This is a genomic window from Sphingobacterium lactis, from assembly GCF_011046555.1.
In the GTDB taxonomy this organism is placed as follows: domain Bacteria; phylum Bacteroidota; class Bacteroidia; order Sphingobacteriales; family Sphingobacteriaceae; genus Sphingobacterium; species Sphingobacterium lactis.
This window is the reverse complement of sequence record NZ_CP049246.1, coordinates 1247216-1262599: the sequence shown is the minus strand read 5'-3', so window position 1 is coordinate 1262599 and position 15384 is coordinate 1247216. Positions and strand designations below refer to the sequence as shown.

General features: G+C 46.4%; 17 protein-coding genes. 11 read left to right on the top strand and 6 right to left on the bottom strand.

Features of this window, described 5'->3' with window-relative positions:
- Positions 1-64: 64 nt before the first annotated feature.
- The 3 genes from G6N79_RS05525 to G6N79_RS05515 are packed head-to-tail and all read left to right on the top strand — an operon-like array spanning position 65 to position 2559.
- Positions 65-1018, top strand: coding sequence for a DUF2157 domain-containing protein (locus tag G6N79_RS05525; RefSeq protein WP_103907949.1), 954 nt, complete (start codon positions 65-67; stop codon positions 1016-1018).
- Positions 1008-2084 (top strand): DUF4401 domain-containing protein, encoded by a 1077-nt coding sequence (locus G6N79_RS05520; RefSeq protein WP_103907948.1) that lies wholly within the window; start codon positions 1008-1010, stop codon positions 2082-2084. The genes G6N79_RS05525 and G6N79_RS05520 overlap by 11 nt, the downstream gene beginning before the upstream one ends.
- Positions 2071-2559, top strand: a complete 489-nt coding sequence (locus G6N79_RS05515; RefSeq protein WP_103907947.1) for a GDYXXLXY domain-containing protein — start codon at positions 2071-2073, stop codon at positions 2557-2559. The genes G6N79_RS05520 and G6N79_RS05515 overlap by 14 nt, the downstream gene beginning before the upstream one ends.
- Positions 2560-2656: 97 nt before the next feature.
- Here the strand turns inward: G6N79_RS05515 and G6N79_RS05510 are convergent, their stop codons facing one another.
- On the bottom strand, positions 2657-3031 hold the full coding sequence (locus G6N79_RS05510) for a DUF3127 domain-containing protein (RefSeq protein WP_103907946.1): 375 nt from the start codon (positions 3029-3031) through the stop codon (positions 2657-2659).
- Positions 3032-3098: 67 nt separating this feature from the next.
- On the opposite strand from G6N79_RS05510, the gene G6N79_RS05505 reads away from it, so the two are divergent.
- The 8 genes from G6N79_RS05505 (at position 3099) to G6N79_RS05470 (ending at position 10336) form a co-directional block, all read left to right on the top strand.
- Positions 3099-4262: a THUMP domain-containing class I SAM-dependent RNA methyltransferase gene (locus G6N79_RS05505; RefSeq protein ID WP_103907945.1), complete on the top strand. Its 1164-nt coding sequence runs from the start codon at positions 3099-3101 to the stop codon at positions 4260-4262.
- Positions 4243-4911 carry an HD domain-containing protein gene (locus tag G6N79_RS05500; protein ID WP_103907944.1) on the top strand — a complete coding sequence of 223 codons (669 nt, stop codon included), beginning with the start codon at positions 4243-4245 and terminating at the stop codon, positions 4909-4911. Before G6N79_RS05505 ends, G6N79_RS05500 begins: the two co-directional genes overlap by 20 nt.
- Positions 4912-4951: 40 nt before the next feature.
- A complete protein-coding gene (locus G6N79_RS05495) occupies positions 4952-5824 on the top strand; it encodes a phosphodiester glycosidase family protein (RefSeq protein WP_234993287.1) in 873 nt (290 codons plus the stop codon).
- A 17-nt stretch (positions 5825-5841) separates the two neighbouring features.
- Positions 5842-6603, top strand: coding sequence for a glycerophosphodiester phosphodiesterase (locus tag G6N79_RS05490; RefSeq protein WP_103907943.1), 762 nt, complete (start codon positions 5842-5844; stop codon positions 6601-6603).
- Between the two features lies 1 nt (position 6604).
- Positions 6605-7444 carry an endonuclease/exonuclease/phosphatase family protein gene (locus G6N79_RS05485; protein ID WP_103907942.1) on the top strand — a complete coding sequence of 280 codons (840 nt, stop codon included), beginning with the start codon at positions 6605-6607 and terminating at the stop codon, positions 7442-7444.
- 125 nt (positions 7445-7569) lie between these two features.
- Positions 7570-8364 carry a DUF4197 domain-containing protein gene (locus G6N79_RS05480; RefSeq protein WP_103907941.1) on the top strand — a complete coding sequence of 265 codons (795 nt, stop codon included), beginning with the start codon at positions 7570-7572 and terminating at the stop codon, positions 8362-8364.
- Between the two features lie 108 nt (positions 8365-8472).
- Complete coding sequence (gene pepT, locus G6N79_RS05475; RefSeq protein WP_103907940.1) at positions 8473-9729, top strand: peptidase T; 1257 nt, start codon at positions 8473-8475, stop codon at positions 9727-9729.
- A gap of 40 nt (positions 9730-9769) precedes the next feature.
- Entirely contained in the window at positions 9770-10336 is a 567-nt protein-coding gene (locus G6N79_RS05470; RefSeq protein ID WP_103907939.1) for a nitroreductase family protein, read from the top strand.
- A 64-nt stretch (positions 10337-10400) separates the two neighbouring features.
- Here the strand turns inward: G6N79_RS05470 and G6N79_RS05465 are convergent, their stop codons facing one another.
- From G6N79_RS05465 to G6N79_RS05445, 5 genes are all read right to left on the bottom strand, one after another.
- The gene (locus G6N79_RS05465) at positions 10401-11015 is read right to left on the bottom strand and encodes a hypothetical protein (RefSeq protein WP_146060682.1); all 615 of its coding nucleotides are present in this window, start codon (positions 11013-11015) and stop codon (positions 10401-10403) included.
- A 17-nt stretch (positions 11016-11032) separates the two neighbouring features.
- Positions 11033-11569, bottom strand: coding sequence for an RNA polymerase sigma factor (locus G6N79_RS05460; protein WP_103907937.1), 537 nt, complete (start codon positions 11567-11569; stop codon positions 11033-11035).
- Positions 11570-11734: 165 nt separating this feature from the next.
- Complete coding sequence (locus G6N79_RS05455) at positions 11735-12988, bottom strand: YeiH family protein (RefSeq protein ID WP_103907936.1); 1254 nt, start codon at positions 12986-12988, stop codon at positions 11735-11737.
- A 7-nt stretch (positions 12989-12995) separates the two neighbouring features.
- Positions 12996-13916 (bottom strand): TIGR01777 family oxidoreductase, encoded by a 921-nt coding sequence (locus G6N79_RS05450; protein ID WP_103907935.1) that lies wholly within the window; start codon positions 13914-13916, stop codon positions 12996-12998.
- A gap of 1 nt (position 13917) precedes the next feature.
- Positions 13918-15351 (bottom strand): phytoene desaturase family protein, encoded by a 1434-nt coding sequence (locus G6N79_RS05445; protein ID WP_103907934.1) that lies wholly within the window; start codon positions 15349-15351, stop codon positions 13918-13920.
- Positions 15352-15384: the final 33 nt, after the last annotated feature.

The window sequence follows — 15384 nt, the reverse complement described above, 5'->3', positions numbered from 1 at the left end:
ACTGGGCCTGTAGGGTTTTTTCGCGAATTCATTTTTTCGTTAAATTCCCTATTAATTTGACATCATGAACGATTTAGAACGCAAGGACATCGAACTCCTCTCCTTCCATAGCGATATGGACAGGAAAGATATCCAGACGTCGCTTGAAAAACATATCTATCCGAATCAGGACGCGTGGGCGTCCTTTATACGGATCACATTGATTACACTCGCCATCGGCTTTATGGCCGCGGGAATTGTTTTCTTCTTTGCCTACAATTGGGCGGACCTCGACAAGCTCATAAAATTGGGCATCGTGCAAGGCCTTGTCATTGGGTGCATTATCCTGATGCTTGTTCTCCGAATAGATCCGCTCTATAAGCAGATCATCCTCACGGCAGCATCCCTGTTGGTCGGGGTGCTATTCGCCGTATTTGGACAGGTATATCAAACCGGGGCGGATGCGTATGATTTTTTCCTGGCCTGGACAATTTTTATCACCCTTTGGGTCTTAGTTGCCAATTTTCCACCCCTATGGCTGTGTTACATTGGCCTGGTCAACCTGACAATCTTTCTGTTTTACGAACAGGTCGCGCAGCACATGGACTTCATCTACGTCGCATCTGGTATCTTTGTGCTCAATGCGGCAATTTTAGCGCTATCCGTTTGGCTAAAAGAACAACAGGGCAGATCTATCCCAACCTATTTCACCAATCTATTGGGGCTGGCTGCTGCCATTTGGTCCATCTACGCCAATTTATTTTGGATTCTGGAAGCTAGAAATTTGGACGCCCCTATGATCTTAGCTGCCACCGCCCTATTTTATGCCTTGGGGATACGTTACGGCATCCGTAAGAAAAGCGCCTTTTACCTCGGCCTGATACCATTCAGTTGTGTCATCATCCTATCTGGCGTATTGATCAAAATTTCTGACAGCACCGGAATGGTGTTGTTTATCAGCGCTTTTATCATCACCTCAGTGAGCTTTATCGTATGGAATATCTTAAAAATGCAAAGGAGGGTGCAAAATGAACGATAACCAACATATAGATCGGGTAATTTCCACGGTGGAATCATCAATCGGACATCGGTTGGAAGTCGACCGATTGGGTCTTGAAACCGCATATAGTCAGGATCGAAACAGCCATTCGTTAACCGTCAAGGTGATTTCCATCATCGGAGGTATTCTTGCGAGTGCGCTATTTGTGGGATCCCTTTATATTGCACGGCTCGATCAGACTGTCCCTTTACTCCTCATTCTTGCCCTGGTATTCTTCTCCGCGGCCATCCTGATCAACAAAAAATATGACAAGGTCATTCTGGATGCTGTTTCCGTATCCATGTATGCCCTTTCCTATCTGCTCTTGGCCATGGGCTTAGAGCCCCTACCGGGAATTTCTACGATGGAAATCACATGCGTCTTCTTTGCCTTAGGCATAGTTACCTTGCTGATCAGTAAAAGTTACATCCTCACGTTTATTGCAATCCTAGTATGCGCCGGTAGTCCAGCCATCCTAATTTTCGAACTGGACATTCCAGCGCTATCCCATATATTACTCATCATCTGGACATTTCTATTTCTTCTGCTCACCTGGAATGAACCCCGGTTGATGAGTATGCCGTCGATGAAGAACAAACGATACCTGGCCATGCGGACCGGACTGCTCTTCGGGATTCTATATTACCTATACCTTGTGAGCAAAACAGATGGTTTTGAAATCGAGTGGCAATGGAACCTGGTGAGTTCAGGATTCTTGATCATCATGACCATGTGGGTGATCAATTGCCTTTTGAACAGGTTCAACTGTGATGAAACAGGCAAGAAGATTTTCATTTTCACGGCCGTGACCATCTGTTTAGGGCTTACAGCGATGTATCCTGCCATTTCCGGCTCCATCCTGCTGCTCTTATTGAGCTTCAAAGTAAATTACAAGACTGGCATTGCTCTTTCCATTGCCGCAATACTGTATTTCGTAGGTATGTTTTATTATGACCTCAACATTTCACTGTTGCATAAGTCTATAGCCATGATGGTATCCGGGGTATTCTTTCTTCTGCTTTATTTTATAATCTTCAAAAAACCGAGAACACATGAAAAAGCTTAGCATCATCTTCATCGTAATCAATTTGATTGCATTATTGGGCTATTTCAACTACAGTATCGTCCAGAAAGAGAAATTGCTCCATCAAGGAAAACTGGTATTCCTGGAAATCGCACCTGTAGATCCCCGATCCCTGATGCAGGGGGATTACATGCGGTTGGATTATACCGTTGGTCAACAGCTACCTTTGGATGACCTGCCAAGACGTGGATTTATGGTTGTTGAATTGGATAAAAATCAGGTTGGAAAACGCATCCGTTTTCAGAAAGAAACTACGCCGTTGCATCGTGGTGAATACCTGATCAACTATAGCCGTCCGCAGAACTGGCGGATCAACATTGGTGCAGAATCCTTTTTCTTTGAAGAAGGTACCGGCGAACGCTATGAAGCAGCCAAATACAGCGCCATTCGTGTTGATGACCAAGGAAACAGCCTGCTCGTCGGTCTTTACGACAAAGATTTAAAGGAATTGAAATAGGATTCCAGGTCAGCATCTTTGAAACCATTGCGTTCCCGATATAAAAAACAAAGGCTTCCACTCGTGGAAGCCTTTATATAGTCAATGCTTTTATTTTCTAGAATGGCAAATCGTCATCATCTGCACCAGAAGATGAAATGTCTACCGGTGGCATATCTGCATAACCAGGAGCCGGAGCTGCCTGCGCAGTGTTTGCCATTTTAGTAACTCTCCATGCAACCAATGAGTTGAAATAGGACGTTACACCTTCTTTGTTTGTCCAAGGACGTCCGCGAAGGTTAAAGGAAACCTCAACCTCATCACCTACATTCAGGTTATCAAATATGTTCACGCGATCTTGTGTCGCTTCAAAACGAATATACTCTACAAATTGTGGGTTCTCAGCATAGGCAACAATAAGATCTCTCTTCTTGAAAGATTCCGTCACTTGTTGAGTTGCCCCTATTTCATGTACTTTTCCTCTTATTTCCATAACGTGTCAATTAAAACCGTAAAATTAAGCATTTTTTTGCGAAGGGATTGAGTAACTTTGCACAAATATGGCAGAAGTTTTCAACAAAAAGAGCAAAGTAATCGTGACGTGCAACAGGAGGTTATCGCCTTTCCTGGAGCAGGAGATTACGGAATTAGGATACGAGATCAAAAGGACATTCAACACCGGTGTGGAGCTGTATGCCTCTGTAAATGAATGCATCAAATTGAACCTGAACCTGCGTACAGCAAGCCAGGTTCTCTATGAATTAAAATCCTTTAGAGCGAATAATGCAACCGATCTTTACAAGCAATTGGTGACCATCGCTTGGGAGGATCTCCTTCCATTTGACGGTTATTTTTCCGTAACATCCAATGTGCACAACGAAACCATTACGACGCCACTTTTTGCGAACGTGAAGGTGAAGGATGCCATTGTGGACCGCATCAAGGAGAAAAAAGGCATGCGTCCGAATTCGGGTCCGGACCTGAACCGTGCGGTGATCCATTTACATTGGATAGATGATCGTGCGGAGATCTTCTTGGATACATCGGGTGAGACCTTAGCAAAACATGGCTACCGGAAACATCCGGGGAAAGCCCCGATGCTGGAGGCTCTGGCGACGGCCACGATCCTAGCGACAAAATGGGATGGGAAAACACCTTTCGTAAACCCAATGTGTGGTTCCGGAACCTTAGCGATCGAAGCTGCCCTGATGGCACAGCACCGTAAACCAGGCTTGCAGCGCATGAACTACTCTTTTATGCATTTCATTGGGTATGACGAGGAGGTATTCTTCGAGCAACGCCGCCAATTGAAGGATATCACCGACAAGAGCAACCTACCACATATCATTGCATCGGATATCTCTTCGGAGGCTGTGGAAATCGCCCGCATGAATGCACAGACTGCAGGCGTGGAACACTTAATTGAATTTGAGGTATGTGATTTCGCAGACACCACCATTCCGGAAGGAGATGGTGTGATCATGTTCAACCCAGAATATGGAGAACGCTTGGGCGTGCACAGCAAACTGGAACTTACCTACGCACGTATCGGTGATTTTATGAAAAAGAGCTGCAAGGGCTACCGTGGTTATGTGTTCACCGGGAATCCTGAATTGGCCAAAAAAATCGGACTGAAGGCTTCTCGCCGATTTGAATTCTTCAATGGAAAACTAGATTGTCGATTATTGCAGTACGAACTATACGATGGCTCCAAAGACAGATAAGCAGAACGATATCATCGAGAAGACGGCTGCCTTTGTGGCCGAGAAACTGAAAGACGCCGAATCCGGCCATGATTGGTGGCATATCTTACGGGTGTGGAACAACACCAAACTCATTCTCCAAGAGGAAGAGGCAGATGCGTTCGTCTGTGAGCTGACCGCCCTGTTGCATGACATCGCGGACAGTAAATTCCACGGTGGGGATGAAACCGTAGGTCCCCGTGTGGCTGGAGAATTCCTAAGTTCGCTTCAGGTTGAACCTTCGGTAATCGAACACGTACAACAGATTATTCTTAATATGTCCTATAAAGCCTCGCTGGGTGAAGTCGGTTTTCATTCCAAAGAGCTAGAAGTTGTTCAGGATGCCGACCGACTGGATGCCATCGGTGCCAATGGTGTAGCCCGTGCATTCAATTATGGAGGGTATAAGAACCGGGAGATCTACAACCCGGAGATTCCTGTAATCGAAAACCAGAGCAAGGAAGCCTATAAACAAACTACCGCACCGACGATCAATCATTTCTATGAAAAGCTGCTGTTGCTAAAGGATAAGATGAACACCAAAGCGGCAAAAAATATAGCTGCAGGGAGACATCAATTCATGGAATCCTTTCTGCAACAATTTTATGGCGAATGGAACGGCGAAAGGTAACTTTAATAATTTGTTAATATTAAATGGGTAAATTCGGAGCATGTACCATCAAAACATGCTCCATCGGAACGTAAAACAGCTCCTTCAGCTGGTCGCTTTCATCCTATGCCTGACCCCTCACCTGCTTGCTGCGCAAGATCAGGATTCTCTCCATATTGTACAGAAAAAATGGAACAGCAAGGAAATCAAAAAGGGAATCACCTGGCACCAGGGGCATTTTGATAACCTTTTCAACAGCACCCAAGAAATCAATTGGGTGGAAATAGACCTCAAAAAATACCGCAAGAACATTCATATTGCCGCCGAAGCAACCACGCTGAAACCTACCGCAGCATTTGCTGCCGAACATAATGCCTTAGTAGCCATCAATGCATCATTTTTTGACATGAAAAATGGAGGATCCGTCGATTACCTCAAAGTAAATGGACAGCAGATCAACACATCGAAGGAAGGAAAACCAAGTGATCGAGCAAATGCGGTCTTCAGCATCTCCAAAAAAGGAATCTTCATCGAACAAACGAACAAGGTAACTGTTGAAGAATCAACGGCGCATTCGGTTATGGTGGCAGGTCCGCTATTGTTGGAAAGCGATACGTATGTCCTCCTTAAGAATAATCCCTTTAACGACAACCGCCACCCGCGTACGGCAGTTGCGCTTACAAAAAAAGGAAAACTGATTTTCTTGGTGGTTGACGGCCGCAGTAACCAGGCGAATGGCATGAGCCTACCCGAACTGGCCAAGGTATTTAAGTGGCTAGGTGCCCAGGACGCGATGAATCTGGACGGTGGTGGCAGCAGTACGCTTTTTATCAAAGGCGCAACAGCAAATGGCGTGGTAAACTATCCGTCGGACAATAAAAAATTCGACCACGAAGGTCAACGCAAGGTGGCAAATATTATTTACGTAAATTAATTACCCAAATACATAACATGAAAAAGACCCTATTAATTGTCATGATGACTGTGGTTGCACACGTAGGACTAAATGCGCAGACCTCTATTATCGCTCACCGCGGTGCATGGAAGAACACGAAAGTACCTCAGAATTCCATCGCATCCCTGGATGCCGCCATACAACAAGGTGTATGGGGAACAGAATTCGATGTGCACTTAACGAAAGACGATGTACTCGTTGTCAACCATGACCATGATTTCCATGGATTGGATATAGAGCAATTGACATATAAAGAATTGTTGGCTAAAAAACATGATAACGGCGAGTCCATTCCTACGGTGGAAGAATACCTGAAAGAAGGACTTAAACAAAAGAACACCAAATTGATCTATGAATTGAAGACCAGTGAAATCAGCAAGGAAAGAACCATGAAAACAGTAGAGCTTTCACTAGCCATCGTGAAAAAAATGAAGGCTGAAGCCCTAGTGGAATTCATTGCTTTCGATTGGGACGCTTGTTTGAAGTTCAGGGAATTGGACAAAACGGTAAAAGTTCATTACCTGAATGGCGACAAAACGCCTGCTGAAGTAAAAGCTGCAAACTTGGACGGCATCGATTACCACTTCTCCCTCTTCAAGAAAAACCCGACTTGGGTGCAGGATTTCAAGAACTTGAACCTGAAGACAAATGCGTGGACCGTCAATAAAGAAGAAGACATGCAGTTCCTTATTGATCAGAAGATCGATTACATCACAACCGATGAACCCGAATTACTGAAAACAGTTTTGAAAAAATAAAATGAAAAAAATCCTAATCACCCTAAACCTAGTACTGAGCATGACCCTAGTTTTTGCTCAACAAATGAATGTGGCATCCTTCAATATCCGTTTAAAAACGGATGGCGATGTTGGCAACCTTTGGGTTGACCGCCACGAACGCGTTACGGACCTCATCAAATTCCATGAGTTTGATATCTTCGGCGTTCAGGAAGCATTCAAAGAACAATTGAACGACATGTCCGCAAGCCTACCTGAATTCAAGTATGTTGGCGTTGGCCGCGATGACGGTGCAGAGAAAGGCGAACATTCGGCCATTTTCTACAACACCAAAAGATTTACCGCCGAGAAGACAGGAACGTTCTGGCTGTCCGCAACGGATACCGAAAAACCGAATAAAGGTTGGGACGCTGCCCTCCCGCGCATCTGCACTTGGGGAATCTTCAAGGACAACAAAAACGGGAAGAAGTTTATTTTCATGAACACCCACTTCGACCATATTGGTGTAGAGGCAAGACGTGAAAGCGCAAAATTGATCCTGGCCAAAGCGAAGGAGTTTGCGAAAGACCTGCCGTTGATCCTTACTGGTGACTTTAATATCGACGAGAACAACGAAGCGTATTTCACCCTATCCAAAAGTGGTGTCGTACAGGATGTACACGAAATCGCTCCTATCGTTTATGAGCCTAACTCAACGTTCAACAGTTGGGGAAAGGGTATCAAGGAAAAAGGCAGAATCGATCATATCTTTATCACAAAGCCTTTTCAGGCAAAGAAATATGGCGTGCTTACAGATACCTACATGGGCAAATTCCCTTCGGATCACTTCCCGGTTATGGCTGTGCTGAGCTGGCCAAAATAATTTAGCTTCCATAAGCAGGAAAGCGATTAGTTGTTAAAACTTCAATAGGAGTAAAACAATTGATCGCTTTTTTTATTTTAATAGCTTTAGACAGGAATACAAACAGAAAAAACATAAATTGCACCATGAAATTAGCACATATTTTAGCTGCAGGCTCGTTAGCCTTATTATTTTCGAGCTGCGACACCTTAAATCAAGGTGGATTTACACTTCCTCCACAAGGAACAGGTACGGCCACAGGAAATACTGGCGGATCGGGATCGACACAAACACAGACCCCATCTTCTTCTACGGGAAGTATTACTCAAGCAGAAGCAAATACCGGTATCAAGCAAGCCTTGAACAGCGGACTGCAACAAAGTATCCAGACGCTTTCCGTTAAGGATGGTTTCCTTGGGGATGCTGCGGTAAAGATTCTGATGCCCAAAGAAGCGCAACAGGTAGAATCTGCCCTTCGTGCAGTTGGTATGGGCAAACTATGTGATCAATTTATCATGAGCATGAACCGTGCTGCAGAAACTGCTGTAAAGGAAGCTTCGACAGTTTTCGTTAATTCATTAGCTAAAATGACCGTGAATGATGCTTTCAATATCTTACTAAGTGGACAGCAGGATGCGGCGACGAATTTCTTCAAACGGACCACATCTTCGGAGCTGACAAGTAGATTCAGTCCGATTGTTCAGTCCGCTATGGGCAAGAACAATGTGTCAACTTACTGGACACAGTTGACCAGTGCATATAACAACCTGCCGTTGGGCAATAAGATCGAAACCGATCTGAATGCGTATGTGACGCAGAAGGCAATCGATGGGCTATTTCTGAAAGTCGCCGATCAGGAATTGAAAATCCGCAAAAATATTGGCGGTGCCCGAAATTCAGGCATCCTGGATAAGGTGTTCGGTTGGGTCGATAAACAATAGTTCAAATCGTACCCATCCATGTCCGATAAGACCTATACAACAGCCATTTATTACGAATAGATGGCTGTTGTTGGCGTAAAGAGTTTTTTATTTGTGTAGTTTTGTGCTATGGAAATTAATAACATCACCGATTTTCAGGTAGCTGAAAATTTCAAACGATATGTACAGATTGACACACAATCCGATGTGCAATCCAGCACCGTTCCTTCGACGGAGAAACAGAAAGACCTCAGCCGCATCCTTGTCCAGGAATTACAGCAGTTGGGTATTTCCGATGCTCATCTGGACGACCTGGGCTATGTCTATGCCACCATTCCATCCAATACCGATAAAAAGGTGCCGACCATCTGTTTCTGTTCCCATGTGGACACTTCCCCGGATTCATCCGGAACGAACGTGAAACCATTGGTCCATGCCAACTACCAAGGTCAGGACCTGGTATTGCCAGACGACCCCAAGATCGTGATCAAGATGGCAGAACATCCAGATTTGAAGGATCAAATTGGCAACGATGTGATTACGGCAAGTGGCAAAACACTATTAGGCGCCGATGATAAAGCTGGTGTTGCCGAAATTATGGACGCCGCACGGTTATTGATGGCAAATCCAGAGATTAAGCATGGCGATATCAAGATCCTGTTCACACCGGATGAGGAGATCGGTCGTGGTGTTGACCATGTAGACCTGAAGAAATTGGGTGCTGATTATGGCTATACTATGGATGGCGAACGTGCCGGAACGCTCGAGGACGAAACGTTTTCAGCCGATGGGGTAACCATCAAGATTCACGGCATCTCGATTCACCCTGGATATGCGAAGGGCAAGATGATCAATGCCATTAAAGTTGCCGCAGATATCATTGACAACTTACCGAAAGATCGCCTTTCTCCAGAGACAACCCATGCAAAGCAAGGATTTGTGCACCCCACAAATATCGAAGGTACGGTGGAGGAAGCGACCCTACATTTCATTATCCGTGACCATGACACCGCGAAATTGGCGGAACATGAAGCAGAATTGGAATCGTTGGTAAAAGGTGTTGTCACGCGATACGATGGTGCGACCTATACCTTTGAGGTGTCTGAGCAATACCGCAACATGAAAGAAGTATTGGATCAGCATTCGCGAGTTGTGGAGATTGCCATGATGGGAATCGAGCGTGCAGGTATGAAAGCCGAAAAACGTAGCATCCGTGGCGGAACCGATGGATCCAGATTGTCCTTCATGGGACTTCCCTGTCCGAACATCTTTGCGGGCGGACATGCCTTCCATGGTAAGCAGGAATGGGTGTCCGTTCAGGATATGCAGAAAGCAGTCTTGACGATCCTACATATTGCCGCACTATGGGAAGAGGTATCCCAATAACGAAAAATAAATTTACGAAAGCGTATTAAATAGAAGATTTATGCAACAAAACGAAGTTTTAAAAGCTATTCAATTGAGAAGAGCGGTATTCCAAGCGAATTTTACCGATCAAGAAGTAAGCCGTGAGGATATCCTGACCATATTGGAGGCAGCAAATGCTGCCCCAACACACAAACGTACACAACCTTGGCGCTTTGTGGTATTCCGCAAGGAAGGCCTGAACCGTTTGGGCGAGGAATTGGCGCGGATCTATAAATCCGTTACCCCTGCAGAGAAGTATACCGAAATGACCGAGCAGAACATGGCGAAGAAAGCGACACAATCCAATGTTGCCATTGCCATCGTCGTAAACTATACGGGTGATTTACCGGAATGGGAAGAATTGGCTGCAACGGCATGTGCTGTAGAAAACATGTGGTTGGCTTCTTCATCGATGGGTATCGGCGGTTACTGGGCAAGCCCAGGCCTGATCAACCATATCGGACCATTCCTAAATCTGGAAGAAAACCAACGCTGTATCGGTTTCTTCTACATGGGCCATACCGAAGCTGAGCCTAGAGAGCCTGTACGCAGCCCAATTGAAGAGAAAATCCGTTGGGAAGAATAATGGAATAAGCATTACCATTCATAAACAAACAAAGGCTGCAATTTCAACTGCAGCCTTTGTTCGTTTATTGAATATGAATGGACAATCCACCCTGCTTGCCCTTCCATTCCACCTGTTGTTGGATAAAGGAAGAAATGCGTGTTGCCAATTCTTGATCGGAGGTCTTGAGAACGGAAATATTTTTCGCTCGACCATCAACGACATCAAACGTCACCTGTACATCGCCAGCCGTGGACACGTCACGAATTTCGGAATTCAATGTCTCCACAAACGCTCCCCAACCTGAGGTAGGTTCGGCATCTGCCTTTGCCAAGGTTTCCATCTGCACGCGCATATCCTGTTCCATCAGGATAACCTCGGTTGTACGAACAGTTTTCTGTTGATTGAGGTATTTGAAGAACACCAAAGAACAGGCCACCAAGAACAGCACGGCTGCGGCCATACCGATGGTCAGACGCTGCCAGCTGAAATAACGCTTGTGCTTATCCGCCGCCTTCGTTTCCAGCTTTCTTGCCAGACGTTGCTGCAGTAAGCTTAATTGCTGTGCATCAACCCCATTCTGCAATCTATAACCGTCAATGGCATCCTGTAAAAAGGGATCCTCAAGCGCCTCACGTTCCATCGCATACATATCCTCCTTACTCATGAGCCCCATGACGTAATTATGAATTCTTGTCAATTGGTAATTGTTTTCCATCACTTACTCTCCATACATATTTTAAGGTTCCGCCGGCCGTTCTGTATATAACTCTTTACTTTCGCAATTCCATACCCCGTTTCGTCGGCGATATCCTTGTAACACTTCTGTTCAAGATAAAACATCCGGATACATTGCTCCTGCTCTCGGTTCAAGGTCAACATGCAACTTTCCAGTTTTTCGAAATCCCTTTCCTCCCACTTCTTCTCTTCCGTTCCGCCCAATCGCTGTTCGGATTCATACAGATGATCTTCGATATCGACCTTGGTGACCCGCTTATCCTTCCGCAACTGCATCAGGCAATAATTCCGCGCGTACACATACACCCAACTCTTGAAATTATCGACCTCATGGATCCGAAGCTTCTGGATCAGTTCATCAAAGATCTGCATAACTGCATCCTGACTCTGGTCTGCATCCTGCAAGTATTTGTAGCATACACCATATAAGAGTGACATGTAGGGAGCATACAGCTTACCCAAGGCATCCAAACTGCCGGTCTGCCGATAATACTGTAAGAGCTCTTTTTCATCCATATGCCTTATCTTTCGTATACATGATGTATATACAGGCCAAATTGCATAAAATATTTTGATTTTCTTCTCTTCGTGTTCGGTTGACTAAAAAAAGAACTTCTGGGTATGGCTTTGGGAGGCAAATCTGCCAGCCGGACCATGCCCAGGGGATAATAGGACTGCAACCTATCCGAATAAGGTATAGGCTAGAATGAGTGTTACCACGATATTGAAGGTCTGTGCGATAAGAAAGGCATAGAGTGGCTTTTTATTCTCTTGGACAAAGAGATCCTTGAAATTCGTCTCCAAACCGATGGAAGTGAATGCCAGGGCAAACCAAAGCCCCTGTAGACTCTTTAAACTATCTTTTATCCCGGCATTGACCTCTGGGGAAATCACAAAGGAAAACAATAGGGACACAAACACAAAGCCGACCACAAATTTCGGGAACCGCTCCCAAATCAGTTTAAATGTAGGTTTATCACGTTTCGTTTCCTCATCTACGGATTTCGAATACGTCCAGTAGATACTGATGAAAAAAGCGGCAATACCCAAGAGGACATTCTGGGAGAACTTCACGATGGTACTGATCTTCAAGGCTTCCTCGCCCACCAAGGTACCCGATGCAGCCACGGCGCCAGTAGTATCGATACTACCACCTAGCCAAGCACCGGTCACTTCCTGCGAAAGACCCATCCATTCAGCCATATAGGGCATGAAGATCATCATCGGGACCGCTGTGATCAATACTAGAGAAATGACGTAGGACAGCTTTTTGTTATCGCCTTGAATGGCTCCTGAAGTTGCAATGGCAGCAGATACCCCACAGATGGAAACCGCACTGGAAAGCATCAGGGACATCTCCTTATCGATCTTTAATTTCTTACAGATCCAGAAGGCAAAATACCATACGGAGACCACCACAACAAGGGCTTGAACTAAACCAAGTGAACCCGCCTTGAGAATATCGCCGAAGATGACCGTAGTACCTAGGAGAACCAAACCCACCTTGACATAGAGTTCCGTACTCAAAGCCTCCTTGAACCAAGAGGGAAGTTTGAAAAAATTACTGATGATCAGGCCGATCGCCAAACTGAAGATAACGGCTTCGAGGTTGAAGCTCTTCACACCGACATTCCCTGCCAGTATAAGGGCCAGCACGGTTAGTGCATAGATTATTGGAAAGACAATCAGCAGGGCTTTCACGCTCTTCTTGAGCAGAACCGCGCCGACGATAGCCGTTCCATAGACCAACAGGAACTGTAATCCCATTGCGCCCAGGTTTTGCATTGATAATACCTTCTCACTAAGCTCCGAACCATTGGACCAGCCAAATTTAGGTACCGGCACGATGACACCGAACAGTGCCAATGCAATGATACCCAACCCTAAAATAACGACTACCCAATCTTCGGAAAGAACAAAAGATTTTCCCGACATAAAAAGTTTAAGTTGATGATTTAATTAATTGATTTAACGCGGGCTGAATATAGGGAAATTTAAACGTATAGCCATTTTTTAAGGTTAATATTGTTGTTACAGGCACCGAATCGAGGATCAGGCTTGGATCCATTCCCTTCACGGCCGATCCGATCTTGGCCATAAAGGCAGGGAGCGGCAGACCAAATTTCGCACCTGCAGCTTTTCGCAGTGCGGCCATGAATTCGGCATTACTCACCGGATTTGGACTGCACAGGTGGTAGATCGCTTCATGCTTTTCCAGGCTGACCAACCAGGTCAATAACCCGACAAAATCATCTTCATGTATCCACGAAACCAGTTGCTTTCCATCACCCACAGGTCCGCCGAGGCCTAGCTTAGTAATTGGGTACAGTTCGGGGAACATGCCGGAACCTTTGCTCAGAATGGGGCTCATGCGAAGGATCACCTTTTCGGTCCTGGGCGTCTTGGCCTCCAGAAAGGTCCTCTCCCATTTTTTAACGATGGAGCTCATGAAATCGTCGGCATACTGGGTTCCTGTTTCATCCTGTAGCGTGGGGGCATTGTTGTAAATGGAAACCCCCGAGAAGTTCATCCAAACCCTGGGTGGGTTTTCCGCTTTTGCAATGGCCTCGCCCAATACCTTGGTGGGTTCGACCCTGGACCGCACCAGCAGCTCTTTATTCTTTTCGGTAAAGCGGGTCTTGATATTGGAGCCGGACAGGTTGATCACATAATCGGCACCTTCCAGTTCCTTGCACCAATCGCCCAACGACTTACCGTCCCAATGGACAAAGTCGACGTGGGGATGATGCCTTTTCATGTCCTGACGGGTCAGGACGATGATTTCGTTATCTTCATCTCTAAACGCTGCACAGAGCATATTTCCCAATGTTCCGGATCCTCCGGCAAGAATTATTTTAGCCATGTTATGGTGTTATGTTCAATTGATAATGATCACGCAGGGCGACCCGTGCGGCATGAAATCCGCACATGCCATGTACTCCACCCCCGGGTGGCGTCGATGAAGAAGCCAGGTAAACCGTTGGGTTGGACGTCCGATAGGGTGTCAGCGAGCGGGTCGGACGGGTAAATAACTGAAAGATATCCAGCTGCCCGCCATTGATATCACCGCCAATATAATTCGGATTGTAATCCTGCAGCTGGCCGGGCCCCATGCGATGGCGCTTCAGGATGGTCTCCCGAAAACCGGGAGCAAAACGTTCGATCTGCTCCTCAATGGCATCGGTCCTGTCCGTGCGCGATCCATGTGGAACATGGCAATACGCCCACCCAACATGCTTTCCTTCCGGGGCACGGCTCGGATCGAAACGGCTCGGTTGTGAAAACAACACGAACGGTCGGTCGACCAACTTCCCGTTGTAGGTCGCCAATTCAGCTTCCGCAATCTCCTGGTAGGAGTTGCCAACATGTACGGTCGACGCCAGGTGGCTGCGCCCATCCCGAAAGACAGTCGGTTCCGAAAGCGCCCAATCTACCTTAAAGACACCCATCCCGTAGCGATAGTTTGCCAATTGCTTTCGATATTTCGGATCTAGATCGATTCCTTCCAGCTCAAGAACCTGTTGGGGTGTCAAATCGAGGAAGAGGAGTTTATGGTTGGGGAGTTCCCGGATATCCGTCACCCAGGTGTTGAGCTGCACTTCGCCCCCCAAGGAACGGTAGTAGGCCAAGAGCGCATCGGCGATGGCCTGGGAGCCGCCGATCGGAATGGGCCAGCCAAATCGATGCCCCAGAAGGGCCAGGACCATCCCCATGGCACTCGTTGTCATTTTGGAGAAAGGCTGCATACCATGTGCCACCAATCCGGCCCATAGGGCCTTGCCGCGCGCGGTTTTAAATCGCGAAGCCACACTTGCCGCAGGCCGTAGCCCTTGCAAACCGAATTTTGCCATTAAAAAAGGTGATTCCGGGATCCGCAGTGGACCTAAAATATCCGCCGAGAGGGCATCCCAATCTTTCAAGAACGGTTGCAGAAGTGTCTTATATGCGGAAAAATCAACGCCCAATTCCTCGGCCATCAACGCCAGATCCTGGTGCAGCAGGACTGCATCTCCATTGGCCAACGGCTGGGCAACCGGATAAGGCGCATGGGTAAATTGAAGGCCATAGTCTTCCAGTGGAAGGTTTTTCATCCATGGCGATCCAAAGGCGAGCGGATGGATGGCCGAGCAGACATCATGGATGAAACCGGGAAGCGTCAATTCCTTGCTTCGCATGCCCCCACCTACCGTATCGGCACCTTCGATGAGTAAGGTGCGCAGGCCTTGTTTCTGCAATGTAATCGCTGCTGCGAATCCATTGGGCCCCGATCCGATTATTATGGCGTCGTATGAATCCAATCGTCGATGTTTTGTTGATTGCTAAAATTAAGA

Coding starts and splice junctions, on each gene's coding strand:
- G6N79_RS05505 (WP_103907945.1), top strand. CDS start 3,099: ATGGCAGAAGTTTTCAACAAAAAGAGCAAAGTAATCGTGACGTGCAAC.
- G6N79_RS05500 (WP_103907944.1), top strand. CDS start 4,243: ATGGCTCCAAAGACAGATAAGCAGAACGATATCATCGAGAAGACGGCT.
- G6N79_RS05495 (WP_234993287.1), top strand. CDS start 4,952: ATGTACCATCAAAACATGCTCCATCGGAACGTAAAACAGCTCCTTCAG.
- G6N79_RS05470 (WP_103907939.1), top strand. CDS start 9,770: ATGCAACAAAACGAAGTTTTAAAAGCTATTCAATTGAGAAGAGCGGTA.
- G6N79_RS05450 (WP_103907935.1), bottom strand. CDS start 13,916: ATGGCTAAAATAATTCTTGCCGGAGGATCCGGAACATTGGGAAATATG.
- G6N79_RS05485 (WP_103907942.1), top strand. CDS start 6,605: ATGAAAAAAATCCTAATCACCCTAAACCTAGTACTGAGCATGACCCTA.
- G6N79_RS05490 (WP_103907943.1), top strand. CDS start 5,842: ATGAAAAAGACCCTATTAATTGTCATGATGACTGTGGTTGCACACGTA.
- G6N79_RS05525 (WP_103907949.1), top strand. CDS start 65: ATGAACGATTTAGAACGCAAGGACATCGAACTCCTCTCCTTCCATAGC.
- G6N79_RS05520 (WP_103907948.1), top strand. CDS start 1,008: ATGAACGATAACCAACATATAGATCGGGTAATTTCCACGGTGGAATCA.
- G6N79_RS05515 (WP_103907947.1), top strand. CDS start 2,071: ATGAAAAAGCTTAGCATCATCTTCATCGTAATCAATTTGATTGCATTA.
- G6N79_RS05460 (WP_103907937.1), bottom strand. CDS start 11,569: ATGGATGAAAAAGAGCTCTTACAGTATTATCGGCAGACCGGCAGTTTG.
- pepT (WP_103907940.1), top strand. CDS start 8,473: ATGGAAATTAATAACATCACCGATTTTCAGGTAGCTGAAAATTTCAAA.
- G6N79_RS05455 (WP_103907936.1), bottom strand. CDS start 12,988: ATGTCGGGAAAATCTTTTGTTCTTTCCGAAGATTGGGTAGTCGTTATT.
- G6N79_RS05510 (WP_103907946.1), bottom strand. CDS start 3,031: ATGGAAATAAGAGGAAAAGTACATGAAATAGGGGCAACTCAACAAGTG.
- G6N79_RS05480 (WP_103907941.1), top strand. CDS start 7,570: ATGAAATTAGCACATATTTTAGCTGCAGGCTCGTTAGCCTTATTATTT.